At 61.3% G+C, this 24,533-nt stretch carries 31 protein-coding genes and 1 tRNA gene; 3 read left to right on the top strand and 29 right to left on the bottom strand.

The genetic code is table 11. The features are described from left to right. Positions 1 to 44: 44 nt before the first annotated feature. From AC3WS7_RS08935 to AC3WS7_RS08915, 5 genes are all read right to left on the bottom strand, one after another. A complete protein-coding gene (locus tag AC3WS7_RS08935) occupies positions 45 to 533 on the bottom strand; it encodes a (deoxy)nucleoside triphosphate pyrophosphohydrolase (protein WP_492656084.1) in 489 nt (162 codons plus the stop codon). Next, a complete protein-coding gene (locus tag AC3WS7_RS08930; protein ID WP_492656181.1) occupies positions 530 to 1,357 on the bottom strand; it encodes an ATP-binding protein in 828 nt (275 codons plus the stop codon). The genes AC3WS7_RS08935 and AC3WS7_RS08930 overlap by 4 nt, the downstream gene beginning before the upstream one ends. Before the next feature lie 67 nt (positions 1,358 to 1,424). Further along, entirely contained in the window at positions 1,425 to 2,654 is a 1,230-nt protein-coding gene (gene argJ / locus AC3WS7_RS08925) for a bifunctional glutamate N-acetyltransferase/amino-acid acetyltransferase ArgJ (protein ID WP_492656083.1), read from the bottom strand. A gap of 10 nt (positions 2,655 to 2,664) precedes the next feature. Beyond that, entirely contained in the window at positions 2,665 to 5,418 is a 2,754-nt protein-coding gene (secA, locus tag AC3WS7_RS08920) for a preprotein translocase subunit SecA (RefSeq protein WP_492656082.1), read from the bottom strand. Between the two features lie 137 nt (positions 5,419 to 5,555). Continuing rightward, the gene (locus AC3WS7_RS08915) at positions 5,556 to 6,512 is read right to left on the bottom strand and encodes a M23 family metallopeptidase (RefSeq protein ID WP_492656081.1); all 957 of its coding nucleotides are present in this window, start codon (positions 6,510 to 6,512) and stop codon (positions 5,556 to 5,558) included. A gap of 26 nt (positions 6,513 to 6,538) precedes the next feature. Between AC3WS7_RS08915 and AC3WS7_RS08910 the strand changes: the two genes are divergently transcribed. Further along, the gene (locus AC3WS7_RS08910) at positions 6,539 to 6,856 is read left to right on the top strand and encodes a hypothetical protein (RefSeq protein ID WP_296467945.1); all 318 of its coding nucleotides are present in this window, start codon (positions 6,539 to 6,541) and stop codon (positions 6,854 to 6,856) included. A 20-nt stretch (positions 6,857 to 6,876) separates the two neighbouring features. On the opposite strand, the gene AC3WS7_RS08905 is transcribed toward AC3WS7_RS08910, so the two are convergent. The 6 genes from AC3WS7_RS08905 to petA all read right to left on the bottom strand — a co-directional run bounded on the left by AC3WS7_RS08905 (position 6,877) and on the right by petA (position 11,019). Beyond that, positions 6,877 to 6,952, bottom strand: a tRNA-Thr gene (locus AC3WS7_RS08905). A gap of 50 nt (positions 6,953 to 7,002) precedes the next feature. Continuing rightward, positions 7,003 to 7,473, bottom strand: coding sequence for a ClpXP protease specificity-enhancing factor (locus AC3WS7_RS08900; RefSeq protein WP_492656080.1), 471 nt, complete (start codon positions 7,471 to 7,473; stop codon positions 7,003 to 7,005). Positions 7,474 to 7,492: 19 nt separating this feature from the next. After that, on the bottom strand, positions 7,493 to 8,104 hold the full coding sequence (locus tag AC3WS7_RS08895; protein ID WP_094482471.1) for a glutathione S-transferase N-terminal domain-containing protein: 612 nt from the start codon (positions 8,102 to 8,104) through the stop codon (positions 7,493 to 7,495). 102 nt (positions 8,105 to 8,206) lie between these two features. Beyond that, a complete protein-coding gene (locus AC3WS7_RS08890) occupies positions 8,207 to 8,962 on the bottom strand; it encodes a cytochrome c1 (protein WP_296466702.1) in 756 nt (251 codons plus the stop codon). A gap of 18 nt (positions 8,963 to 8,980) precedes the next feature. After that, positions 8,981 to 10,393, bottom strand: coding sequence for a cytochrome b (locus AC3WS7_RS08885; RefSeq protein ID WP_296466704.1), 1,413 nt, complete (start codon positions 10,391 to 10,393; stop codon positions 8,981 to 8,983). An 11-nt stretch (positions 10,394 to 10,404) separates the two neighbouring features. After that, entirely contained in the window at positions 10,405 to 11,019 is a 615-nt protein-coding gene (petA, locus tag AC3WS7_RS08880; RefSeq protein WP_492656079.1) for a ubiquinol-cytochrome c reductase iron-sulfur subunit, read from the bottom strand. A gap of 155 nt (positions 11,020 to 11,174) precedes the next feature. Here petA and mscL point away from each other — a divergent pair, with 155 nt between their 5' ends. Beyond that, a complete protein-coding gene (mscL, locus tag AC3WS7_RS08875; RefSeq protein ID WP_296466710.1) occupies positions 11,175 to 11,603 on the top strand; it encodes a large conductance mechanosensitive channel protein MscL in 429 nt (142 codons plus the stop codon). Between the two features lie 81 nt (positions 11,604 to 11,684). On the opposite strand, the gene pdxA is transcribed toward mscL, so the two are convergent. The 3 genes from pdxA to AC3WS7_RS08860 are packed head-to-tail and all read right to left on the bottom strand — an operon-like array spanning position 11,685 to position 13,861. Next, complete coding sequence (gene pdxA, locus AC3WS7_RS08870; RefSeq protein WP_296466713.1) at positions 11,685 to 12,731, bottom strand: 4-hydroxythreonine-4-phosphate dehydrogenase PdxA; 1,047 nt, start codon at positions 12,729 to 12,731, stop codon at positions 11,685 to 11,687. Then, positions 12,728 to 13,480: a Nif3-like dinuclear metal center hexameric protein gene (locus AC3WS7_RS08865; RefSeq protein WP_492656078.1), complete on the bottom strand. Its 753-nt coding sequence runs from the start codon at positions 13,478 to 13,480 to the stop codon at positions 12,728 to 12,730. Before AC3WS7_RS08865 ends, pdxA begins: the two co-directional genes overlap by 4 nt. Positions 13,481 to 13,495: 15 nt before the next feature. Then, complete coding sequence (locus tag AC3WS7_RS08860) at positions 13,496 to 13,861, bottom strand: hypothetical protein (RefSeq protein ID WP_492656077.1); 366 nt, start codon at positions 13,859 to 13,861, stop codon at positions 13,496 to 13,498. Between the two features lie 99 nt (positions 13,862 to 13,960). Between AC3WS7_RS08860 and AC3WS7_RS08855 the strand changes: the two genes are divergently transcribed. Further along, the gene (locus AC3WS7_RS08855; protein ID WP_296466720.1) at positions 13,961 to 15,106 is read left to right on the top strand and encodes a S1C family serine protease; all 1,146 of its coding nucleotides are present in this window, start codon (positions 13,961 to 13,963) and stop codon (positions 15,104 to 15,106) included. A gap of 123 nt (positions 15,107 to 15,229) precedes the next feature. Here AC3WS7_RS08855 and tatC read toward each other — a convergent pair whose 3' ends face one another. From tatC to galE, 15 genes are all read right to left on the bottom strand, one after another. Next, positions 15,230 to 16,024: a twin-arginine translocase subunit TatC gene (gene tatC / locus AC3WS7_RS08850; protein ID WP_492656076.1), complete on the bottom strand. Its 795-nt coding sequence runs from the start codon at positions 16,022 to 16,024 to the stop codon at positions 15,230 to 15,232. A 21-nt stretch (positions 16,025 to 16,045) separates the two neighbouring features. Then, positions 16,046 to 16,489, bottom strand: a complete 444-nt coding sequence (tatB, locus tag AC3WS7_RS08845) for a Sec-independent protein translocase protein TatB (RefSeq protein WP_296466726.1) — start codon at positions 16,487 to 16,489, stop codon at positions 16,046 to 16,048. Between the two features lie 14 nt (positions 16,490 to 16,503). Then, positions 16,504 to 16,743, bottom strand: a complete 240-nt coding sequence (tatA, locus tag AC3WS7_RS08840) for a Sec-independent protein translocase subunit TatA (protein WP_296466730.1) — start codon at positions 16,741 to 16,743, stop codon at positions 16,504 to 16,506. Positions 16,744 to 16,875: 132 nt separating this feature from the next. Next, entirely contained in the window at positions 16,876 to 17,250 is a 375-nt protein-coding gene (locus AC3WS7_RS08835; protein ID WP_296466733.1) for a histidine triad nucleotide-binding protein, read from the bottom strand. Beyond that, a complete protein-coding gene (locus AC3WS7_RS08830; protein WP_492656075.1) occupies positions 17,247 to 17,642 on the bottom strand; it encodes a DUF4870 family protein in 396 nt (131 codons plus the stop codon). The genes AC3WS7_RS08835 and AC3WS7_RS08830 overlap by 4 nt, the downstream gene beginning before the upstream one ends. Before the next feature lie 12 nt (positions 17,643 to 17,654). Then, positions 17,655 to 18,038, bottom strand: a complete 384-nt coding sequence (locus tag AC3WS7_RS08825; protein ID WP_296466738.1) for a phosphoribosyl-ATP diphosphatase — start codon at positions 18,036 to 18,038, stop codon at positions 17,655 to 17,657. Between the two features lie 88 nt (positions 18,039 to 18,126). Continuing rightward, a complete protein-coding gene (gene hisI, locus AC3WS7_RS08820) occupies positions 18,127 to 18,540 on the bottom strand; it encodes a phosphoribosyl-AMP cyclohydrolase (protein WP_296466740.1) in 414 nt (137 codons plus the stop codon). A gap of 59 nt (positions 18,541 to 18,599) precedes the next feature. Continuing rightward, complete coding sequence (hisF, locus tag AC3WS7_RS08815; protein ID WP_296466743.1) at positions 18,600 to 19,379, bottom strand: imidazole glycerol phosphate synthase subunit HisF; 780 nt, start codon at positions 19,377 to 19,379, stop codon at positions 18,600 to 18,602. A 3-nt stretch (positions 19,380 to 19,382) separates the two neighbouring features. Beyond that, entirely contained in the window at positions 19,383 to 20,123 is a 741-nt protein-coding gene (gene hisA, locus AC3WS7_RS08810) for a 1-(5-phosphoribosyl)-5-[(5-phosphoribosylamino)methylideneamino]imidazole-4-carboxamide isomerase (RefSeq protein ID WP_296466749.1), read from the bottom strand. A gap of 68 nt (positions 20,124 to 20,191) precedes the next feature. After that, entirely contained in the window at positions 20,192 to 20,851 is a 660-nt protein-coding gene (gene hisH, locus AC3WS7_RS08805) for an imidazole glycerol phosphate synthase subunit HisH (protein WP_296466751.1), read from the bottom strand. A 78-nt stretch (positions 20,852 to 20,929) separates the two neighbouring features. Beyond that, positions 20,930 to 21,562 (bottom strand): imidazoleglycerol-phosphate dehydratase HisB, encoded by a 633-nt coding sequence (hisB, locus tag AC3WS7_RS08800; RefSeq protein WP_296466753.1) that lies wholly within the window; start codon positions 21,560 to 21,562, stop codon positions 20,930 to 20,932. Then, the gene (hisC, locus tag AC3WS7_RS08795; RefSeq protein WP_492656074.1) at positions 21,559 to 22,707 is read right to left on the bottom strand and encodes a histidinol-phosphate transaminase; all 1,149 of its coding nucleotides are present in this window, start codon (positions 22,705 to 22,707) and stop codon (positions 21,559 to 21,561) included. The genes hisB and hisC overlap by 4 nt, the downstream gene beginning before the upstream one ends. Before the next feature lie 23 nt (positions 22,708 to 22,730). Next, the gene (locus tag AC3WS7_RS08790) at positions 22,731 to 23,195 is read right to left on the bottom strand and encodes a PIN domain-containing protein (RefSeq protein WP_492656073.1); all 465 of its coding nucleotides are present in this window, start codon (positions 23,193 to 23,195) and stop codon (positions 22,731 to 22,733) included. Next, positions 23,188 to 23,412, bottom strand: coding sequence for a CopG family transcriptional regulator (locus AC3WS7_RS08785; protein ID WP_492656072.1), 225 nt, complete (start codon positions 23,410 to 23,412; stop codon positions 23,188 to 23,190). Before AC3WS7_RS08785 ends, AC3WS7_RS08790 begins: the two co-directional genes overlap by 8 nt. A 114-nt stretch (positions 23,413 to 23,526) precedes the next feature. Beyond that, a complete protein-coding gene (gene galE / locus AC3WS7_RS08780) occupies positions 23,527 to 24,513 on the bottom strand; it encodes a UDP-glucose 4-epimerase GalE (protein WP_492656071.1) in 987 nt (328 codons plus the stop codon). Positions 24,514 to 24,533: the final 20 nt, after the last annotated feature.

Below are 24,533 nucleotides of genomic sequence, written 5' to 3'. Positions count from 1 at the left end.
TCAGCCCAGCACCTGAAATAAAGGCCAAATAAGCCTCTAGCCCTCTAGGAGTCTGCGCCAGCAGCTATGAAATGTGTAGCACCCTGGTGCGCACGCTCGGTGGCAAACCAGTCCAGCACTGGCACAGTGCCTGGCAATACCGGTTGCACTTGCACGGGCAACTGCTCCCAGGAATAGGTCTGCGCCTCCCGCATCTGCAATTCACCTGACCAGGTAGACACCTTGCAGAAGTGCAGTCGCACCAAGGCATGCGGATAGTCGACCAGTTCCACTTTCCAGGGTGTTGCAGCGCCGATGGTGATCCCGATTTCTTCGTGCAGCTCACGGCGCAGGGCCTGCTCCACCGTCTCTCCGGCCTCCAACTTGCCGCCAGGAAACTCCCAATACCCCGCATACGCCTTGCCAGCAGGACGAGATGTCAGCAAAAAAGCACCGTCACCACGGACCAAGACGCCCACGGCCACCTCCACAACCTGACGGTCGGGACCTCCATCACGTGCGGCACCTGGGTCAGCAATCAGAGGCCCGCTCATACGGGGTCACGCCCCGCAAAGTCCTTGGCGAACTGGTAGGCCACACGCCCACTTCGTGAGCCGCGCTCCAGCGCCCATAACAAGGCTTGCGCACGAGCAGCCCCAATGCGCTCGGTGGCAATGCCCAAAGCGCTGAGCCACTGGGCCACGATGGCCAGGTATTCGTCCTGGCTAAAGGGATAGAAGCTCACCCACAAGCCAAAGCGCTCGGACAACGAGATCTTCTCTTCCACCCCCTCACCCGGGTGCACTTCGCCGTCTTCCGTATGTTTGTACGTCAGGTTCTCCGACATGTATTCGGGCAACAGGTGGCGACGGTTACTGGTGGCATAGATCAGCACGTTGGGCGTGGCTGCAGCCACGGAGCCATCGAGTACCGACTTGAGTGCCTTGTAACCCGCCTCGCCTTCGTCAAAGCTCAGGTCGTCGCAGAACACAATGAACTTCTCAGGCCGCTGGGCTACCAGTTCCACAATGTCAGTCAGGTCAACCAGGTCAGCCTTGTCCACCTCGATCAAACGCAAGCCCTGGGCCGCATAGGTATGCAGGCAGGCGCGAATCAGGGACGACTTGCCGGTACCCCGTGCCCCCGTCAGCAACACGTTGTTGGCCGTGGCACCGCGTACAAACTGGGCGGTGTTGCGCTGGATTTTCTCTTTCTGGTCGTCAATCTCTTTGAGATCGTCCAAGGACATGGCGCCTACATGCTGCACAGGGGTGATCACACCTTGACCGGAGCGGCGACGGCGATAGCGAAAGGCAATGGATGCATCCCAGTCCGGCTGCTCCACACCGTGCGGCAAGGAGGCTTCCACCCGGGCCATGAACAATTCTGCACGTGCCAGAAAACTGGCCAACTCTTTGGACAGGGTGTCGGTCATGGCGCGTCGCTCAAGAGCGGTAGTCGGCGTTGATGGTCACGTAGTCGTGGCTGAAATCGCAGGTCCAGACGGTTTCGGTGGCTGGGCCTCGGCCCAACCCCACCCGCACGGTGATTTCGCTTTGCTTCATCACACGCTGGCCGTCTTCTTCGCGGTAGCTGGGATTGCGTCCCCCACACGTTGCCACATGCACATCGTCCAGATGCAACTCGATACCCGTCTGGTCCAAATCGTCAATGCCGGCATAGCCGACAGCTGCCAGAATGCGGCCCAGATTGGGGTCGCTGGCATAAAACGCGGTCTTGACCAGGGGCGAATGTGCGATGGCGTAGGCCACCTTGCGGCACTCTTCGGCCGTGCGGCCACCATCGACCTGCACAGTGATGAACTTGGTGGCGCCCTCGCCGTCGCGTACGATGGCCTGCGCCAACTGGCGTGCTACCCCCAGCATGGCGGACTTGAGCGCCTGGCCATCGGCAGACTGCAGTGACGTAATTTCGGGGTTGCCCGCCTTGTTGCTGGCAATCACCACCAGAGAGTCATTGGTCGAGGTATCTCCGTCCACCGTCACGCGATTGAACGAGCCTTCGGCCAGCGCCAAAGAAAGTTCGCGCATCACAGCTTGGTTCACGCAGGCGTCGGTGGCGATAAAGCCCAGCATGGTGGCCATGTTGGGGCGGATCATGCCCGCACCCTTGCTGATACCGCTGATGCTGATCTGCTTGCCGCCAATGGTGACCTGCGCGCCGTAAGCCTTGGGCTGCGTATCAGTGGTCATGATGCCTTCAGCCGCCTTCAGCCAGTGGTCCGGCCGTGCATCCGCAATGGCAGCATCCAGCCCAGCTTCAATCCGGTCAATCGGCAGTGGCTCCATGATCACGCCGGTGGAGAACGGCAGCACCTGCTGCGCATCAATCCCCAATTTGCTGGCCAAGGCCACACAGGTGCTCTGCGCACGGGCTAAGCCGTCCGCGCCCGTGCCCGCATTGGCGTTGCCGGTGTTGATCAGCAGTGCACGCATGGACTGGCCAGAGGCCAGATGCTCGCGACACAACTGCACCGGGGCTGCACAAAAGCGGTTGGAGGTGAAGACGCCCGACACGCTGGCTCCTGCGTCCAGCAAGACCACGGTCAGGTCTTTGCGACCCACCTTGCGTACACCCGCCTCGGTCACGCCAATGCGGACACCAGCGATGGGAAACAGGCTCGCCACATCGGGCAGGGGAAGGTTCACAGGCATGGAATTACTCTCAGGTCAATTGGCCGTGGCAGTGTTTGTATTTCTTGCCACTGCCACACGGGCAGGGCTCATTGCGCCCCACACGCGCTACGTCACTGGCACTGGGTTTCACGGTGGAGTCGTCCACTGTGGTTTGCACTTCACCCGTTTCAGTGGGCGCGCTGTAAGTCACGTTGGTAATGCTCTCGCCGCGGACTTCCATGGCGTCTGCCGCTTGCTCCAGTTGCTCGTTAGACTGGATCTTGACCGTCATCAACACCTTGGTGACGTCGTTCTTCACAGAATCCAGCAACTGGCCAAACAGCTCAAAGGCTTCGCGCTTGTACTCTTGCTTGGGCTGCTTCTGGGCGTAGCCACGCAAGTGGATGCCCTGGCGCAGATAGTCCAAAGCACTCAGGTGATCGCGCCAGTGGCTGTCAATGCTTTGCAGCAGCACCATGCGCTCAAACTGGGTGAAGTTTTCGGCCCCCACCAAGTCCACCTTGGCCTGAAAGGCCGCGTTGGCTGCAGTGACCACGGTGGACACAACTTCTTCGTCCGTAATGGAACTCGCGTCAGACACCTGCTTTTGCAGGTCAAGGCTGATCTGCCAATCGTCAGTCAGAGCTTTCTGCAGCGTGGGCACGTCCCACTGCTCTTCTACCGACTCTGCAGGCACGTATTGGCGCACCAAGTCCTCAAAGGCGCCTTCGCGCAGCGAAGTAATCTGGGCACCCAAGTCCTGCGCATCCAAAATCGCATTGCGCTGCTGGTAAATCACCTTGCGCTGGTCGTTGGACACGTCGTCGTACTCCAACAACTGCTTGCGCATGTCAAAGTTGCGCGCTTCCACTTTGCGCTGGGCACTTTCGATGCTGCGCGTGACGATACCGGCTTCGATAGCTTCACCATCGGGCATCTTCAGGCGGTCCATGATGGACTTCACACGATCGCCGGCGAAAATCCGCATCAGGGAATCGTCCAGGCTCAGGTAAAAACGCGAAGAGCCAGGGTCGCCTTGGCGGCCCGAACGACCTCGTAGCTGGTTGTCGATACGACGGGACTCGTGGCGCTCTGTGGCAATGATGCGCAAACCGCCCAGGGCTTTGATAGCCTCGTGGTCCTGCGTCCACTGTGCACGCACAGCCTTGGTTTTTTCTTCCTTGGCGGCGGCATCCAATGACGCATCAGATTCGACCTCTTGCAAGGCTTTCTCGATGTTGCCACCCAGCACAATGTCGGTACCACGACCGGCCATATTGGTGGCAATGGTGATCATCTTGGCACGCCCCGCTTGGGCGACGATGTCCGCTTCGCGCGCATGCTGCTTGGCGTTCAGCACCTGGTGCGGGAGCTTTTCCTTCTCCAGCAGTTGGGCAATGATTTCGGAATTTTCAATCGACGTGGTACCCACCAGCACGGGCTGGCCGCGCTCGTAACATTCACGAATGTCCTTGATAGCGGCTTCGTACTTTTCACGCGTGGTTTTGTACACACGGTCCAACTGGTCGTCGCGCAGGCTCTTGCGATTGGGCGGAATCACCACCGTTTCCAGCCCGTAGATTTCCTGAAACTCATAGGCTTCGGTATCTGCCGTACCGGTCATGCCGGCCAGCTTGCCATACAAGCGGAAGTAGTTCTGGAATGTGATGGAGGCCAGGGTCTGGTTTTCCGCCTGGATCTGCACGCCTTCTTTGGCTTCCACTGCCTGGTGCAGGCCATCGCTCCAGCGGCGGCCGGTCATCAAGCGCCCTGTGAACTCATCGACGATGACGATCTCGCCCTGCTGCACCACATAGTGCTGATCGCGGTGGTACAGGTGGTTGGCCCGCAACGCGGCATACAGGTGGTGCATCAGCGTGATGTTGGCCGGGTCGTACAGGGACGAACCTGCGGGAATCAGGCCCAGTTCGGCAAAAATCTGTTCGGCCGATTCGTGGCCCTGTTCGGTCAGGAAGACCTGGTGGCTTTTTTCGTCCAGCGTGAAGTCGCCCGGCTTGGTCACACCCTCACCCGTGCGCGGGTCGGCTTCGCCCTCTTGCTTCACCAGCTTGGGAATAGCCTTGTTGATGGCAATGTACAGGTCGGTGTGGTCTTCCGCCTGGCCGCTGATGATGAGCGGCGTGCGCGCCTCGTCGATCAGGATGGAATCGACCTCGTCGACGATGGCGTAGTTCAGGCCACGTTGCACGCGGTCCGCCACCTCATAGACCATGTTGTCGCGCAGGTAGTCAAAGCCGTATTCGTTGTTGGTGCCGTAGGTGATGTCGGCACGGTAAGCCGCCTGCTTGTCTTCCCGCGGAGCCTGCGGCAGGTTGATACCGACGGTCAGGCCCAGAAAGTTGTACAGGCGCCCCATCCACTTGGCATCACGGCTGGCCAAGTAATCGTTCACGGTGACCACGTGCACGCCCTTGCCACTCAGGGCATTCAGGTACACCGGCAGCGTCGCAGTCAAGGTCTTACCCTCTCCCGTGCGCATTTCCGAAATCTTGCCGTTGTGCAAAGACATGCCACCCAGCAACTGCACATCAAAATGGCGCATTTTCATGACACGCTTGGAGCCTTCGCGCACCACGGCAAACGCTTCCGGCAGGATGGCGTCCAGCGCCTCACCCTTGGCAATGCGATCCTTGAACTCCTGAGTCTTGGCGCGCAGACCGTCGTCCGTCAACTGCTCGAACTGCGGCTCCAGCGCATTGATCCGCGCCACGACGGAGCGATATTGCTTGAGCAAGCGGTCATTGCGACTGCCAAAGATTTTGGTAAGGATATTGATGGCCATGCATGCAAGACTGGCCTGCCCCCACCATGGGTAACAGATCAGCGCAGTCCTTTTTCTCGTCTGGGTGAAATGGGGGCATTCAGATGGAAGACAAGCGCATACGCGTCAGCCCCACCACAAATACCAAACCGCCCATTTTAGCGTTGCGTATCGGCCGCTTTGGATTGCACCACTTGGGCAACAGGAAGATTACGACCGGCATTCAGAAACTTCTGGGGATCCTGGGGCACACCCTGCACCAGAACCTCAAAGTGCAGGTGGGGCCCGGTGGAGCGCCCAGAGGTTCCGACTTCGGCAATCTTCTGGCCGCGCTTGATCAAATCGCCCTTTTTCACCAGCACTTTGGAGGCATGTGCATAGCGGGTGATCAGGTTGTTGCCATGGTCCACTTCAATCATGTTGCCGTATTGAAAATGGAACTCTTGGGCGACCACCATGCCACCAGCAGCCGAATAAATCGGTTTCCCCGTTTCTGCCGGAAAATCCAGGCCCGTATGCAGGGCGGACCGACCGGTAATGGGATCAATGCGCCAGCCAAACACCGAGCCCAGGTTGGCATCCTGCACCGGGGTTTGCGTCGGCACCATCATTTTCTTGATTTTTTGCTCGAATAGACGCGACTCCATGACGGTCATGGCGTCAGCCCGCTGGCCGACCAACACATCCAGCGCATCCAAGCCCGCATCGAGTTCTTGCAAGGTGAGCGGTCTACCTTCGACCAAAAGCCCTCCCTGGCCCGGCTTGACCTTGATATCGGCAGGGTTGATGCCCGCCAGGCCAGACACCCGCTCGCCCAGCGACTCCAACTGCAGCAATTTAGCTTGCATCTCGCCCAGCTTCTTGGCTAGCACTTCGATGTTTTCGCGCAGGTAACGGTCACGCTGGGCAAATTCATCTTTGACCACCAGGCGCACCAAGGAGCCAATAATGGGCCACCCTTCACGTGCACCTTTGAGAAACACCCAGTGGTAGAGGCCCGCTGACACCAGCATCAACGCCATGGACAGCGACAGCAGCGACAGCAGAAGTTTGGCTCCGCTCAAATGGAAGGCCCGGCTCTTGGCCATCCAGGCATCCGTGATAATCACTTGCATATTCCAACACCCTCTTCATGCAACCCCTGATCCGCAATCACCGTGCCGTTTCTGCCTTGCAAGCCAGCCGGGAATCGCCAGCTTTGGCACGACTCAGTGACCTAGCAACAGAATCTTCTGCGCGGCTCAAAAGCCTGGAATCTGTGATTCCGCGTACCTTGCGGATGGCGATCCAGGCGGGACCTATTGACGGAAGCGAATGGTGCCTGCTACTGGACAACAATGCGGTTGCGGCAAAACTGCGCCAACTGCTTCCCGCCATGCAAGCGCACTTGCGCTCCAAAGGCTGGGAGGTTAACTCAATTCGTTTAAAGGTCCAAGTGTCGCCGCCAAGCAGGAACTAAGCTGTGGCGGGAGTGGGGAATGGTGCCGCTTGTCGGATTCGAACTGACGACCTACCGCTTACAAGGCGGTTGCTCTACCAACTGAGCTAAAGCGGCACGGGCCGAATTCTACACCAAGCATGAAGCCCGATTGGGCAGAAAGCCGTCTATTTCACTCGCGTCAGTGCTGGCCGTCCACCGCCCGAAGGTCGTGGGGTGTCTGGGCCGGTATCTTCAGAGTTGCGCACAGGCGCCAACACCGCAGGCTTGGGTTCCGGCAACGGGGGCTGGGGCTGGGGCGCCGCGGTATCGGGGGCCGCAGTCACGGGAAAAGCCATGCCCTGCCCGTTCTCGCGCGCATAAATGGCGAGGACGCGGTGCACCGGCACCATGATGTCCCGCGCCACGCCACCAAAGCGGCCCTTGAACTCGATGAATTCATTGCCCAGTTGCAGTGCACTGGTCGCGTCGAAGCTGACGTTCAACACGATCTCACCATCTTTGACGTATTCGTGCGGGACCCGCACCGAATCGTCGACCTGCACGGCAATAAAGGGCGTGAAGCCATTGTCCGTACACCACTCGTACAAGGCACGAATGAGGTACGGGCGTGTGGACTGGGCGTTGTCGGCATCCATCATGGCTGTACCGCGCGGCTTACTTGCGCATGACCTTTTCGGATGGCGTCAGCGCCTCAATGTAGGCGGGACGCGAGAAGATGCGCTCGGCATACTTGAGCAGCGGTGCAGCATTCTTGCTGAGGTCAATGCCGTAGTAGTCCAGGCGCCAGAGCAGCGGAGCGATTGCCACATCCAGCATGGAGAAGTTTTCACCCAACATGTACTTGTTCTTGAGGAACACGGGGGCCAACTGGGTCAGGCGGTCGCGGATATGGGCACGGGCCTTGTCCAGTGCTTTCTCATTGCCCTTGGAGGCACGGGCTTCCAGGGTAGACACGTGCACGAACAGTTCTTTTTCGAAGTTCAGCAAAAACAGGCGCACACGGGCGCGGTCCACAGGGTCACCGGGCATCAATTGAGGATGCGGGAAACGCTCATCGATGTACTCATTGATGATGTTCGACTCGTACAGGATCAGGTCGCGCTCGACCAGAATGGGCACTTGACCATAGGGGTTCATCACACTGATGTCTTCGGGCTTGTTGTACAAGTCCACATCGCGAATTTCGAAGTCCATGCCTTTCTCAAACAACACGAAACGGCAACGGTGAGAAAAGGGGCAGGTTGTTCCTGAATACAGCACCATCATGGCAAGAGACTCCTAAAAAATGAAAAAGAGTGGGTCGCCTTGGCAAACCCACTCTGACACCATCAGCTCAGGCCAACTGGGCCCATGCGACAGCGCGCGAACTTACTTGACGTCTTTCCAGAACGCCGCATTCAGACGCCACGCAAACAGCGTGAGCACCGACAGGAACAACAAGACCCAGACACCCACGCGCACGCGAGTATTTTGTGCGGGCTCACCCATCCATTGCAGGTAATTCACGAGGTCACCAATGGCTTGGTCGTACTGGGCTGGTGTCATGGTCCCGGGAGTAATTTGCTTCCAGCCCTTGAACACATGCACTTCGTGACCGTGCTCCTCGCGGGATTCGTACTGAGGTTCGCGCTTGCCTTGCAGCTCCCACAACACATGGGGCATACCCACGCTGGGGAACACCAGGTTGTTCCAGCCCGTGGCCTTGGTTTCGTCGGGGTAATAGGTGCGCAGATAGGTGTACAGATAGTCTGCACCAGAGCCCCCAGCGCCCGCGCGCGAACGCGCAATCACGGTCAGGTCAGGCGGATTGGCACCAAACCAGTCCTTGGCCTGCTTGGGATCAATCGCGGCCTTCATCGTTTCACCAACTTTTTCGGTGGTGAACAACAGGTTGTCCTTGATTTGCTGGTCGGTCAGGCCAATGTCTTTGAGCCGGTTGAAGCGCATGAATGCCGCCGAGTGGCAGTTCAGGCAGTAGTTCACAAACAGCTTGGCGCCATTTTGCAAAGACACCAAGTCGTTGGTCTTGACAGGTGCCTTGTCCAGAGCGATGCCACCACCCGATGCGTGGGCACCGGCGACAAAGCCCAGGGCTGCCACGATGGAAATAAGAATTTTTTTCATGTCAGTCGTCTCCGGCTCTCAGTGGGCCGCAAAGTTCACACGCGCAGGGACCTGCTTGGACTCACCCAAGGTGCTCCACCAAGGCATCAGCAAGAAGAAGCCGAAGTAGAACAAGGTACCCACTTGCGACACGCGCTCACCAATCGGGGACGGTGGCTGCACACCCAAGTACGCCAGAACCACAAAATTGATCACAAAGATACCGTACAGGTACTTGTGCCAGTCAGGGCGATAGCGGATGGACTTGACCGGGCTGTAGTCCAGCCAGGGCAGGAAAAACAGGATGACCACAGCGCCGCCCATCACCACCACGCCCCAGAACTTGGCGTCGATATTGAGCATGAGCACTGTTGCGACAACGGCGGCACCAGCGAGCACGCCCTTGAAGATGGCGGGCATCTTGAACTTGAAGATGCTGAACGCTGCAGCGCCCAAAACGCAAGCAATCAGCGCATACATCATCTCGCTGGTGATGGCACGCAGCATGGAGTAGAACGGCGTGAAGTACCAGACCGGCGCAATGTGGGCAGGCGTCTTCAGCGGGTCAGCCGGGATGAAGTTGTTGTACTCCAAGAAGTAGCCACCCATCTCGGGCGCGAAGAAGATGATGGCGGTAAAGACCATCAAGAACACGCTGACACCAAAGATGTCGTGCACGGTGTAGTAGGGGTGGAAAGGCACACCATCCAGAGGGTGGCCGGCTGCATCGCGGGGGGCGTTGGGGCCCTTGATTTCGATGCCATCAGGGTTGTTGGAGCCCACATCGTGCAGCGCCAGCAAGTGCGCCACCACCAGACCCAGCAGGACCAAGGGCACGGCAATCACGTGGAAGCTGAAGAAGCGGTTCAGGGTGGCATCACCCACCACGAAGTCGCCACGGATCAGCAACGCCAGGTCAGGCCCAACCAGGGGCACAGCGGCAAACAGGTTCACGATCACCTGGGCGCCCCAGTAGGACATCTGGCCCCAAGGCAACAGATAGCCCATGAAGGCTTCGGCCATCAGGCACAGGAAGATGGCGCAGCCAAAGATCCAGACCAGTTCGCGCGGCTTGCGGTAGCTGCCGTAGATGAGGCCACGGAACATGTGCAGGTAGACCACCACGAAAAAGGCAGACGCACCCGTGGAGTGCATGTAGCGGATCAGCCAACCCCATGGCACGTCGCGCATGATGTATTCAACCGAGCCAAAGGCCAAGGCGGCATCGGGCTTGTAGTGCATGACCAGGAAAATGCCGGTCACGATCTGGATCACCAACACCAACAGGGCCAGCGAGCCAAAGATGTACCAGAAGTTGAAGTTTTTCGGAGCGTAGTACTCCGACATGTGCACCTTGTAGGCGTCAAAGGCGGTGGGGAAGCGGTTTTCGAACCAGTTCGTCACCTTTTCGCCAGCCGAGGCGTTGGGGGAGATTTCCTTGAAAGTCGCCATGTTGTTCTTCCTCAGGCTTTCTTGTCTTCGCCGATCAGCAGCTTGCTGTCAGACAGGTACATGTGCGGCGGCACTTCGAGGTTGTCCGGTGCGGGCTTGTTCTTGAACACGCGGCCCGCCATGTCGAAGGTGGACCCGTGGCAAGGGCACAAGAAACCGCCCTTCCAGTCGTCGGGCAGCGAGGGCTGGGCGCCGAGCTGGAACTTGTCGGACGGCGAACATCCCAGGTGCGAGCAGATGCCCACGGCCACAAAGAATTCTGGTTTGATGGAGCGCGCCTCGTTGCGGGCGTACTCGGGCGTCAACTCATCGGGCTTGCGCTCCGACTTGGGATCGGCCAGCAGTCCTTCAATACCCGCCAGCGCGGCCACCTGCTCTGGCGTGCGGCGCACGATCCAGACGGGCTTGCCACGCCATTCCACAGTGACTTTTTCACCGGGCTTGAGTTCACCAATGTCCACCTCCACGGCGGCGCCGGCGGCCTTGGCGCGCTCGGAGGGCTGAAATGTGCTCACAAAAGGGATGGCGGTTGCGACACCGCCCACTGCACCAGCACAGCCGGAAGCAATCAACCAAGTCCGTTTGCTGGCGTCGATCTTTTTGGTGTCGACAGGGGTTTCACTCATGAGAATCCTCAATGAACATCGCTAGTAGGGGTAAGCCGGGATTGTAGCTGACGGCAGTGGGGGCATTCAACGCGCCAGTTGACGCTGCTGGTCTGGTTTACCCCTGCTTTGTCGGTAATACTCGGCGTCTTTCAACCACTATGGAGCAACAAGCGATGGGAATGATTCAAGAATTCAAGGATTTTGCGGTCAAGGGCAATGTGATTGACCTGGCTGTGGGTGTGATCATTGGTGGCGCGTTTGGCAAGATCGTGGACTCTGTCGTCGGCGACCTGATCATGCCGCTGGTGGGTGCCGTGATTGGCAAGCTGGACTTTTCCAGCCTGTTTGTGGTGCTGGGCGCCGTGCCGCCAGGCACCGACACCACACTGGCGGGCCTGAAGAAAGCCGGCATTCCCGTGTTTGCCTACGGCAGCTTCATCACCGTGGCCGTGAACTTTGCAATTTTGGCCTTCATCATTTTCCTGATGGTCAAGCAAATCAACCGCCTGAAGAAGGAAGCCCCTGTGGCCGCCCCCGCCCCTGCGGTGACGCCCGAAGACGTGCTCTTGCTGCGCGAGATTCGCGACAGCCTCAAGAAGTAAAGCTGCCCATCGCGACTTGCTATTATTTTAATAGCTAGTCGCGCAGCATCCAAGCGGGCCAGCGCCCGATTTGGCTTGAAATTATGTCAATGACAGCTGGTGCGCCATGCGCAGGGCGGCCAGCAGGCTGGACGGGTCGGCGCGGCCCGTACCGGCAATGTCGAATGCCGTGCCGTGGTCCGGGCTGGTGCGGACCAGGGGCAAGCCCAGCGTCACGTTCACCCCCTGCTCCACCCCCAGGTACTTCACGGGGATCAGCCCCTGGTCGTGGTACATGGCCACCACCACATCGAACTCCCCCGGGTGCGCCGCTGTGTTGCGGGCGCGCATGAACACCGTGTCGGGCGCAATCGGGCCGTAGACCTGGCAGCCCCGGGCCCGTGCCGCCTCGATGGCCGGAAGCACCGTGTCCAGTTCTTCGCGGCCGAACAGGCCGCCCTCGCCCGCGTGCGGGTTCACGCCCGCCACCGCAATGCGCGGTGCGCGGCCCAGCGTGCGCAACAGCGCGGCATGGGTGATCAAAATCGTTTGCAACACGTTGTCTGTGGTGACGGCAGCCAGCGCATCGCGCAGCGAGACGTGGATGCTGACCAACACGGTGCGCAACTCGTCGTTGGCCAGCATCATGCGCACGGGCATCGCGTCCACCGCCACGCGGGCATGGCGCGCCGCGGCGGCCTGCAGCATTTCGGTATGGCCGGGGTAAGCGTCGTAAGGAGCGCCCGCCGCGGACAAGGCCTCCTTGTGCAAGGGTGCGGTCACCAGCGCGGCAATCTCACCACGCAAGGCCGCATCGGCAGCCCACAACACGCAGCGCCCCGCAAACTCACCAGCCGCGCGACTCACCTGGCCCCAGGCCACGGGCGGCAGCGCCTCACCCACTTGCAGCACGGGCAGACAACGCGGGGGCAATTGCGCCACCTCGGCCGGCGTAGCGATCTGCACCACGGGCAGCGGCACCGCGCCCTGCACCACGGCCAGCGCGCGGCGCATGGCCTGCACATCACCGGCGACAAAACAGTGACGCAGCATCTCTGGCTCGCGCAAAAAAGACTGGGCAATGATTTCGGGGCCAATACCGGCGGCATCGCCCAGGGTGATGGCAATGGGGAGAACAGGGGGAGTCATGCAGGGTTGTCGATGTCGATGAAGGTATGGGCCAAGCCCAGCTGGGCAGCCACGTGGGCAGCGACCGCAGGGGCGCCGTAACGCTCGCTGGCGTGGTGACCGCAGGCGATGTAGGCCACGCCACATTCGCGGGCGTAGTGGGCCTGGGGTTCGGAAATTTCGCCGGTGATGAACACGTCCGCCCCAGCGGCAATCGCGTCTTCAAAGTAACCTTGGGCGCCGCCTGTGCACCAGGCGATGCGGCGCAGCGGCCGCGTACCACCAGGCACCAGGGTCACGGCGCGGCCCAGCGTGGCCTGGACATGGTCCGCCAGCGCCTGCGCGCTGTTCAGGGCCGCGGGTGCAGCGCCCACGAAGCCCAACTGCTGCTCGCCAAAACGGGCGTCCGCCACCAGCCCCAGCACCCGGCCGAGCTGCGCGTTGTTGCCCAGCTCAGGGTGGGCGTCCAGTGGCAGGTGGTAGGCAATCAGGCTGATGTTGTGCGCCAGCAGCAGGCCCAGGCGCTGGCGCATCCAGCCGGTTACGCGACCGTCCTGGCCACGCCAGAACAGGCCGTGGTGCACCAGGATGGCATCGGCCTGGGCCGCCACCGCCGCCTCGATCAGTGCGAGGCTCGCCGTCACGCCCGACACCAGGGTATGCACCTCGGCACGGCCTTCCACCTGCAAGCCGTTGGGGCCATAGTCTTTGAAGCGCTCGGGCTGCAGCAGCGTGTCCAGGGCGGATACCAGGGTGGTGCGGTCGGTCATGGGAAGAAAGTGTGCTCAGGAAGGGATTGTCGTTGAGGTGGACGGTGGCGACTGGGGCTGCAGGTCACTGTCGCAGCCCTGCCCTGCGGCCACCCAGCGCCGGGCCAGGCGGGCCAGCGCGGCGGCAGGTACGGGCGCCAGCCACTGCAAGGCACGTGGCAGGGCCGCCTGCACCACGGCCCGCGGTTCCGTGATGGCACCGCAGCGGTACTGTGCCTGCAGCCCATCCCAGCGCAGCGCCTGGCAGGCCCCACGCCTGCGGCGCGACAGCACCATGCCGACCGGGCACGGCTGGGCCAGGCAACACACACCGCAGCCATTGCAAGGCGCACCTTCAGGCGGCTTGGGCGGTGCAGCGGGGTGAATGTAGATGGTTTGCATGGGGCAACAGCGCGGTGTTGCACTGTAACGCGCAGGCCCATGCCGCCTACAATTTGCCCTGTGCAGCACGCCTGTGTGCCGCCACTGTTGGAAATCCCGATGAAACGATTTTGGTTGCTGTTTTCCCAAACTACCACGGTGCTGCTTGCCGCCTACTTTGTGGTGGCCACCCTCAAGCCCCAGTGGCTGGGCCACGGTGCCAGCACGGTAGACGGTGCAATCGCGCTGCTCCAAGCCCCGCCCTCGCAGCCCGGTGAGATCCCGCCCGGCAGCTACCGGCTGGCCGCGCAAAAGGCCTCGGCCGCCGTGGTGAGTATCAACACCAGCAAGGTGGCGGCCAAAAACCCCAATGCCAACGACCCATGGTTCAAGTTCTTCTATGGCGACCAGGGCAACGAGCCCCAGGGAGGACTGGGCAGTGGTGTGATCGTCAGCCCCAGCGGCTACATCCTGACCAACAACCACGTGATCGAAGAGGCCGACGAGATCGAGGTCATCTTGAACGACAGCCGCCGCGTGGCCGCCAAGGTGATTGGGACCGACCCCGACAGCGACCTGGCCGTGCTGAAGATTGAACTCGACAAGCTGCCCGCCATTGTGCTGGGCAACTCCGACAGCCTGCAGGTGGGCGACCAGGTGCTGGCCATTGGCAACCCCTTTGGCGTGGGCCAGACCGTGACCAGCGGCATTGTGAGCGCACTGGGGCGCAACCAGCTGGGCATCAACACCTTTGAAAACTTCATCCAGACCGACGCGGCCATCAACCCCGGCAACTCGGGCGGCGCGCTGGTCGACACCAACGGCAACCTGCTGGGCATCAACACCGCGATCTACTCGCGCTCGGGCGGCAGCATGGGCATTGGCTTTGCCATCCCCGTGACCACCGCCAAGATGGTGCTGGACGGCATTGTGAAAGACGGCCAGGTCACCCGCGGCTGGATTGGCGTGGAACCCAACGACCTCTCCCCCGAACTGGCGGAAACTTTTGACGTGATGGCCAAGGAAGGGGTGATCATCACCGGTGTGCTGCAGAACGGCCCCGCTGCGCAAGCCGGTGTGCGGCCGGGCGATGTGATTGTCAGCATCGCCGACAAGCCCATTGGTGACGTGACCCAGTTGCTGTCGGTGGTGGCCTCCCTCAAGCCCGGCAGCGCGGCGCCCTTCACCATTGAACGCAAGAACCAGAAGCTGGAACTGAGCGTCACCCCCGGCGTGCGGCCCAAGCCCAAGGCGGCAGCGCGTTAACCCCCGGCACCACATTGCGGCACAAAAAAAGGCGCCCCTCGGGTCGCCTTTTTGCTATGGTTTCAGGAGCTGCTTGCGCAATAAGTACGGGGGCTAGAGGCCAATTTTGCCAAAAAAATCAGCCTAGGATGCGTCGCCAGTCTGCGCTTCGTCGGAAGGTGCCTGGGTGTGCTTGATGAAGATCTGCGCCGCCCAGATACCGATCTCGTACAAGATGCACATGGGAATGGCCAGCGCCAGCTGGGACACCACATCGGGCGGCGTGACGATGGCCGCCACCACAAAGGCCAGCACGATGAAATAGCTGCGGAAGGCCTTGAGCTTCTCGATGCTGACGATGCCCATGCGCGCCAGCACGATCACCACAATCGGCACCTCAAACGCCAGGCCGAAGGCCAGGAACATGGAGAGCACGAAGTCCAGGTAAGACTCAATATCGGGCGTGGCCGCAATACTTTGCGGAGCAAAGCTCTGGATGAACTTGAACACCTGCCCGAAGACAAAGAAATAACAAAACGCCACGCCAATGAAAAACAACACGGTGCTGGACACCACCAGTGGCAGCACCAGTTTTTTCTCGTGGCTGTAAAGGCCGGGCGCCACAAAAGCCCAGACCTGCCACAGCACCACGGGCAGAGCCAGCAGGAAGGCTGTCATCAGCATGATCTTGAGCGGCACCAAAAATGGAGAGATGACCGAGGTGGCAATCAGCTTGCCACCAGCCGGCAAAGTGGAGACCAGCGGCGCAGCCAGAATGTCGTACAGCGCAGCCGGGCCGGGGTACAGCGCCAGCACGGCCAGGGCCACCCCCACGGCGATGGCGGCTTTGACCAGGCGGTCGCGCAGCTCCATCAGGTGCTGGACAAAAGGTTGCTCGGTGCCGGCAAGCTCGTCTTGCGGATTGTTGTCTGATGCCATGGGGAAGGTAGGTGGTGCCGCTCAGCGCACGCGCGGCGGACGGAAGCGCGCCACGCGGGCCGCTCCCGACTGCGCCTTGGTACGCACGCCGTTGCGGGCCTTGTACCACTGGGGCATGGCGCCTTGCTTGAGGCGCCAGTTTTTGTTGGGGTGTTTGTAGGCGGGTGGCTCAGGCTCCAGCGCAGCATCGGTCGCATCCGACCAGGACTTCTCAAAGTCGCTGGCCTGCGTCTGGATGGAGTTTTCCACGTCACGCGCGGCCCCCTCCACGGTTTCGCGCATTTTCTTGAGCTCGTCCAGCTCCATGGAGCGGTTGACTTCGGCCTTCACGTCGGCCACGTAACGCTGCGCCTTGCCCAGCAAGGCACCTACGGTGCGGGCCACTTTGGGCAGCTTTTCGGGCCCGATGACGATCAATGCCACCGCGCCGATCAGCGCCATCTTTGCTATGCCGAGGTCAATCACGCAGTGCTATCGCTTTAGTTCTTTTGCTTGGCTTCCACGTCGATCGTGGTCTTTTCAGCGGCGTTGGCCACTTGCTGCGCAGGCGCTGCGGGCTTGTCGTCGGCGGCTGGGGTGGAACCATCCTTCATGCCATCCTTGAAACCCTTGACCGCACCACCGAGATCGGAGCCGATGTTCTTGAGCTTCTTGGTGCCGAACACCATGACCACGATCAGCAGAACAATCAACCAGTGCCAAATAGAAAATGAACCCATGATTTACTCCTAACGATTAAGTGAATTCTAGTCGGCGTGTGTAACCACCATTTTCCTTAGGGCCGCCCCAAGGAAAATTAGCCCCTTCGGGGGGCAACGCCCCGCGCAGCGGTGGAGCGTGGGGACCACACGTCAGCCGCGCAACCAAGGGCGTGGGCCACCCATCACATGGAAGTGCAGGTGATGCACTTCCTGCCCACCTTCTGCCCCGGTGTTGGTCACCAGCCGGTAGCCGCCATCCGGGTAGGGGTTGCAGCCCTGCTCCATCGCCAGCTTTGGCACCAGGGCCATCATGTGGCCCATCAGCGCCGCATGCTCGGGGCCAACCTGCGCCATGCTGGGAATGTGGGCCTTGGGGATGAGCAAAAAATGCACCGGTGCCCAGGGGTTGATGTCGTGGAAGGCATAGACCTGCTCATCCTCGTACACCGCCTTGGACGGGATCTGCTTGGCAATGATCTTGCAAAAGATGCAGTTGGCATCATGGCCTGGCGTGTGAACACTCATGCGCCGATCTCCTGGCCTTTGTTCATGGCGATAAAGCCGGTGACGATGCGGTACAGAAACCACACCGAGATGACAGCCCAGGCCAGGGCGCCAGGGAAATACAGCAGCAGGAACAGCGGCAAGGTCACCAGATAGAGCAGGCCGGCAATCACCACCGAACGGATGCGCCAGCGAAAGTGCGAGGCGTGCCAGGTGCCCGCCGCGTCGTCACGCTTGACCATGTCCAGAATCAGCGCCACCAGCAGCAAGGTCACGCCAAACTGGCCGCCCGGGATAAAGGCGCTGACCGCCACGATCAGGTGCAGCACATAGCTGATGGTGCCAATGGTGTTGAGTGACTGCAGCTTTTCCAGGCTGGGCACTTCGGCGGGGGTGGTGAAATCCTGGCTCATACGCACTCCTTTTCAGTGGGAATCGGCTTTGGGCTCGGCCTCGCGCGCAAGCACTTTGCGCAGGGCTTTTTCTTCCAGGCCACTGGTGCCCACGCGGCGCTCCAGCTCGGCAATCACGTCGGCGGGCGACAGACCGTAGTGCGACAGCGCCACCATGCAGTGGAACCAGAGGTCGGCCATTTCGTAGACGATTTTGCTGGCCTCACCACCATGGTCGGCATCTTTGGCGGCCATCACCACCTCGGTGGCTTCCTCGCCAATTTTCTTCAAAAATGCGTCGGGCCCCTTGTGCAGCAGGCGGGACACATAGCTTGCGTCCGGGTTGCCGCCGTTGGCGACCTTGCGGCTTTCAATCACGGCAGCCAGAGCGGCCAGGGAGTCTTGGGAGATGGACATCTTGATCAGTTGGGGACAGAGCCAAAGATCTGTCCCGCAAGGTTAGGGGTTAGTTGGAGACAACGCGAAGGATCTGTCCCGCAAAATATTATTTATAGATGGATTCGGGGTCTTTCAAGACCGGGTCTACCGATTTCCACACACCATTCTCCAGCACGCTGAAGAAACAGCTGTGACGGCCCGTGTGGCAGGCGATGCCCGGCTCGTGGCCCAGCTGGGTCACCTTGAGCAAAATCACATCGCTGTCGCAGTCCATGCGGATTTCGTGCACGGTTTGCACGTGGCCAGACTCTTCACCCTTGTACCAAAGCTTGTCGCGCGAACGGCTGAAGTACACAGCCCGGCCCAGCTCCACGGTCTTTTGCAGGGCTTCGCGGTTCATCCAGGCAAACATCAGCACGTCGTTGGTGCCCTGCTCCTGCGCAATCACCGGCACCAGGCCCTTGGAGTCCCAGCGGATGTGTTTGAGCCAGCTCACGGGCGGGGTGGGGGTGGGTTCCATTTGCTATTTAATTTATAGCTGCTCGCGCAGCATTGATGAGGGCTAGAGACCCAAAAGGCTTAAATTCTGACAGGAATGCCGCGCTCGGCCATACGCGCCTTGGCCTGGCCCACGGTGTACTCACCGTAGTGGAAGATGCTGGCGGCTAGCACCGCGTCCGCCCCACCCTGCTGCACGCCGTCGGCCAGGTGGTCCAGATTACCCACGCCGCCAGACGCGATGACCGGCACGCTGATGGCGTCGGCCACAGCCCGGGTCAGCGCCAGATCAAAGCCGCTCTTGGTGCCGTCGCGGTCCATGCTGGTGAGCAAAATCTCGCCAGCCCCACGGCGCGCCATCTCGGTGGCCCAGGCCACGGCGTCCAAGCCGGTGTTTTTGCGGCCACCGTGGCTGTAGACGTCCCAACCGGCACCGCGGATGGCGGCGTCTGCGTCGGAGCGGCGCTTGGCGTCGATGGCCACCACGATGGCCTGCGAGCCGTACTTCATGGAGGCGTCTTCAATCACCTGCGGATTGGCCAATGCTGCCGAGTTGAAACTCACCTTGTCGGCACCCGCATTGAGCAGGCGGCGCACGTCTTCCACGACGCGCACACCGCCACCCACGGTCAGCGGGATGAAGACCTGGCTGGCCACGGCTTCGATGATGTGCAGGATCAGGTCGCGCCCATCGCTGGTGGCGGTGATGTCGAGAAACGTGAGTTCATCAGCGCCCTGGTCGTTGTAGCGGGCCGCGATCTCCACCGGGTCACCGGCATCGCGCAGCTCGACGAAGTTCACACCTTTGACAACACGACCGCCCGTGACATCCAGGCAGGGAATAATTCTTTTGGCTAACACCGATCAGCCATTCAGCTCATCAGCGCGCTCTTGCGCCTTGGCAAAGTCCAAGTCGCCGCTGTAGATGGCGCGGCCACAGATCACACCTTCCACGCCTTCGTCTTCCACCGCGCACAGGGCTTCGATGTCGGCCATGTTGGACAGGCCACCCGACGCAATCACGGGGATGGTCAGGGCCTGGGCCAGCTTGACGGTGGCGTCGATGTTGATGCCCGAGAGCATGCCGTCGCGGCCGATGTCGGTGTAGATGATGCCTTCGACGCCGTAGTCCTCAAACTTCTTGCCCAGGTCCACCACGTCGTGGCGGGTGAGCTTGCTCCAGCCGTCGGTGGCCACTTTGCCATCGCGCGCGTCCAGGCCCACGATGATGTGGCCGCCAAAGGCGGTGCAGGCATCTTGCAGGAAGCCGGGGTTCTTGACCGCGGCGGTACCGATGATGACGTAGCGCAGGCCGGCGTCCAGGTAGCGCTCAATCGTGTCCAGGTCGCGGATGCCGCCGCCCAGCTGCACGTCAATCTCGTTGCCCACTTCCTTGAGGATCTTGCGGATCGCCATCTCGTTTTTGGGATGGCCGGCAAAGGCACCGTTCAGATCGACCAGGTGCAGGCGCCGTGCGCCCTTGTCCACCCAGCTGCGGGCCATGACCGCGGGGTCTTCGCCAAACGTGGTGGATTGGTCCATATCGCCTTGTTTGAGGCGTACACAGTGGCCGTCTTTGAGGTCAATCGCAGGAATTAAAAGCATGGTGCTTCAGGGTTGGAGGAAAAAGAGAGTCGCGTTGCCAGATGCAGAGGTGCGGCAAGGATAAAGATTCAGGGATTCCAGTGCAGGAAGTTGCGGTAGAGGGACAAACCGTGCTCGGCGCTTTTTTCGGGGTGGAACTGGGTGGCGAAAATATTATCGCGTGCAATGGCCGCCGAGAAGCGCTGGCCGTAGTCCGTCTCGCCTACGCTGTGGCGCGCATCAGACGGTTGGGCGTAGTAGCTGTGTACAAAGTAGAAGTAGCTGCCGTCCGGCACCTCGCCCCAGACGGGGTGGCGCGGCACACCCCCGTGGCTGGTTTGCCAGACCTGGTTCCAGCCCATTTGGGGGACTTTGTAGCGGCTGCCGTCGGGCTGGGTTTGCCCCGCCAGTTCAAACTTGACCACTTTGCCAGGAATCAGGCCCAGGCTGGCGGTGTTCTGCTCGTCGCTGTGGTCCAGCAGCATCTGCATGCCCACACACACGCCCATCAGCGGCTTGTGCGCAGCCGCGTGCATCACGGCGTCGAACATGCCGGAGTCGTGCAGCTCGCGCATGCAGTCGCGCATGGCGCCCTGTCCGGGCAGCACCACACGTTCGGCGTCCATCACCTCCTGGGCGGTGCGGGCCCAGACCACCTCCACGCCCGCATCGGCGGCCACATGCATCACCGCCTGGGTGACGGAGCGCAGGTTTCCCATGCCGTAATCAACGACCGCGACCTTTTTCATGCTGCTTTCTTCATGCTACGGTTTTAATAGCTGCTTGCGCATATTCCACGGGGGCTAGAGGCGCATTTGACTTAAATTTTAGAGCGAACCCTTGGTGGAGGGAATCACCCCCAGCGCGCGTGGGTCCAACTCCACCGCAGCGCGCAGCGCGCGGGCAAAGGCCTTGAACACGGTCTCGGCCTGGTGGTGCGCGTTTTCGCCTTTCAGGTTGTCGATGTGCAGCGTTACAAAGGCGTGGTTCACAAAGCCCTGGAAGAACTCGTGGGTGAGCTGGGTGTCAAACGCACCGATCATGCCGCTCTTGAAGGGCACGTTGAGTTCCAGACCGGGGCGCCCCGAAAAGTCGATCACCACGCGGCTCAGGGCCTCGTCCAACGGCACGTAGGCATGGCCGTAGCGGCGAATGCCCTTCTTGTCGCCCACGGCCTGGTGGAAGGCCTGGCCCAGCGTGATGCCCACGTCTTCCACCGTGTGGTGGCCGTCGATGTGCAGGTCGCCATCGGCTTCGATCTCCAGGTCGATCAGGCCGTGGCGGGCGATCTGGTCGAGCATGTGGTCGAAGAAGCCGATGCCGGTGCGCAGATGGGCCTGGCCGGTGCCGTCCAGGTTCACACGCACGCGGATCTTGGTCTCGGCGGTGTTGCGCGAGACTTCGGCAATGCGGGGGGCGGCCACGGCGGGCACTTCGGTCAAAGGGTAGTTGGTACTCATAAGATTTCCTGCAAGGCCTTCAGCAATTGGGTGTTTTCCTCGGCGGTGCCGACGGTCAGCCGCAAGCAGTGGGCCAGCAATGGGTGCATTTTAGAAACGTTCTTGACCAGAACGCCGCGCGCTTTCAGGCCATCGAACACTTTTTGCGCAGGATCGCCCTCCCCGGCAAAGCGCACCAGCACCATATTGGCATCGCTGTCCCAGGCCTTGACGCCGGGCAGTGCCCGCAATGCGCCCAAAAGCGTAGCGCGCTGTGCACAGATGTCGCGGGCTTGGCGCCCAAAAGCCTCCTGGTGCTCCAGCGCAAACAGTGCGCACTCGTAGTTCAGCACGCTGATGTTGTAGGGCGGGCGGACCTTGTCCACCTGGGCGATGAGTGCCTGGGGGCCCACCATGTAGCCAATGCGCACACCGGCCAGGCCGAACTTGCTCATGGTGCGCATCAGCAGCACATGGGCGTTGGCAGCCGGGTTTGCGCGGATCACATCCAGATAGGTGCGGCTGGAAAACGGCTGGTAGGCCTCGTCAATGGCCACAATGCTGCCCGCGGCCCGGGCCGCAGCCACCACCTGCACCATATCGGCCTCGGCCCACAAATTCGCCGTGGGGTTGTTGGGGTAGGCCAGGTAGACGATGGCGGGCTGCGTCTCGGCGATGGCCTGCACCATGGCCGGCACGTCCAGCGCAAAGTCAGCCGTGAGCGGTACGCCCACAAAATCCAGCCCTTGCAACTGCGCGCTCATGGCGTACATCACAAAACCCGGCAGCGGCGCCAGGATGGCGGGCTTGGCTTGGCCTGGCGCCACCGGCACGTCGCAGGCCATGGCCAGCAGGCTGATCAGCTCATCCGAGCCATTGCCCAGCATGATGTCAAAGCCTTCGGGCATGCCCGCGTAGGCGGCCAGCGCCTGGCGCAGGTCGTTCACGCGGCCATCGGGGTAGCGGTTCAGCGCCAGCGCGCCCAGGCGGCGGCCCAATGCCTCTTGCAGCTCGGCAGGCAGGCGGTGCGGGTTCTCCATGGCGTCGAGCTTGACCATGCCCTTGGAGTCCTGGATGGCGTAGGCGTGCATGCCCAACACGTCCTGGCGGATGCGGCGCTGGATCAGCGCACTCACGGTGCTGTCGGTGGAGGTGGTAGTCGTCATGCGGAGACTTTCAAAGCAAAGAACTAGTCGGCCAGCGCCACATCGGCGGGCGTGGCGTGCAAAGGGCTGAGGATGGTGACGCCATCGATCTGCTGGCCATGCTGCAGGTCCAGCGACAGCACATGGGTGGCACCGCTTTGTGCGGCGGCGGCCACGATGAGCGCGTCCCAATACGGCAGACCAAAGCGGGCCTCTACGCCCCAGGCGGTTTCCACGGTCTGATGGTCAATCTGCCAGGGTTGCCAGAGCTGGTAGCGGCGCAGTTTGGCTCGCGCATCCCCCTGCGGCATGGCGAAGTGCTGGGTGGCGCCCACGTAATAGGCATTCAGCACCTGCGTACTGATGCGCCCGGCGCGGCGCGCCCACAGCGCCTGCAGCCAGTCGCGCGCACGGGACTGTTGGCCCGCATCAAACGCATCGTCGGCCGCCAACAGCACGTTGGTATCCACAAAGACGACGGCACCCGAGGTATCCAGCGGACTAGCCATTTTGGGTACTCCGCTGCGGATAAGGCTTGCCGCCCGAACTGAACGAGGAGGTGTCGGCCACCCAGTCGCGCTGGGCACGGGCGTAGGCGTCGTCATGCTGCATCTTGTCGGTCAGCATCTCGCCCACCAGGCGCGACACACTGGTGTTGCGCCGTGCGGCCTCGATGCGCACCCACCCCAGCGTGGCGTCCTCGACGGTGATGGTGACGTTTTTCATCTTGGCACCAGTTTACACGAATTTCGTGTTGCACGAAATTCGTGTAAATTTTCGAAACCCTCGTGGACCGGTTGCCACCCCGCTGCCGCGCGGTGATGCCGCTGAGCCCCAGGCTTAGTGCAAGGCTGCCACCTTCTGCTCCCATTGCCATGCATGGCGCACGATGGTGGCCAGATCGGCGTATTGGGGTTGCCAGCCCAGGCGTTCACGGGCTTGGGTGGCATCGGCCACCAGACGGGCCGGGTCTCCCGCTCGGCGGGGGCCGTCCACCACGGGAATGGGCCGGCCGGTGATGGCGCGGGCGGTGTCAATCACTTCTTGTACCGAAAAGCCACTGCCGTTGCCCAGGTTGTAGGCTTGGCTGCCCCGACCCGCCAGCAGGGACTGGATGGCCAGCCAATGCGCTTCGCACAGGTCCTGGATGTGGATGTAGTCGCGGATGCAGGTGCCATCGGGGGTGTCGTAGTCGCGGCCAAACACGTGGATGTGCGGGCGGCGCCCCGAGGCGGCTTGCAGCACCAAGGGAATGAGATGGGTCTCGGGTTCGTGGCGCTCACCCAGCTGGCCTTCGGGGTCGGCACCGGCGGCGTTGAAGTAACGCAGCACCACCGACTGCAAACCGTAGGCCACTTCGTAATCGCGCAGGACCTGTTCCACCATGAATTTGGTGCGGCCGTAGGGGTTGATGGGCTGCTGGGGGTGGGCCTCGTCGATCGGCACATACTGCGGCTCGCCAAAGGTGGCCGCCGTGGAGGAAAAGATGAAGCGCTGAACCCCTGCTGCACGCATGGCGTCCAGCAGGATGAGGGTGTTGGTGACGTTGTTGTCGTAGTACTTGGCGGGCTCTTTGACCGACTCCCCCACCTGGATGAAGGAGGCGAAGTGCATCACCGCATCAAACTGGCCACGGGCGAACAGCGCGTCGAGCAAGGGGCGGTCGGCAATATCACCCTGCACCAGCTCACCGCTGAGCACCGCATCGCGGTGGCCGGCACTCAGGTTGTCCAGCGTGGTGACGGTGCACCCCAGTTGCCCCAGCCGCTTGACCATGTGCGAGCCGATATAGCCCGCGCCACCCACTACCAATACTTTGAGTGCCATCTTGTGTATTCCCTGATGCG

It is taken from the genome of Rhodoferax sp. EU05-FHT12H12 (assembly GCF_058791215.1).
The sequence above is the reverse complement of the archived record's forward strand: the minus strand, read 5'-3'. Positions and strand labels throughout refer to the sequence as shown.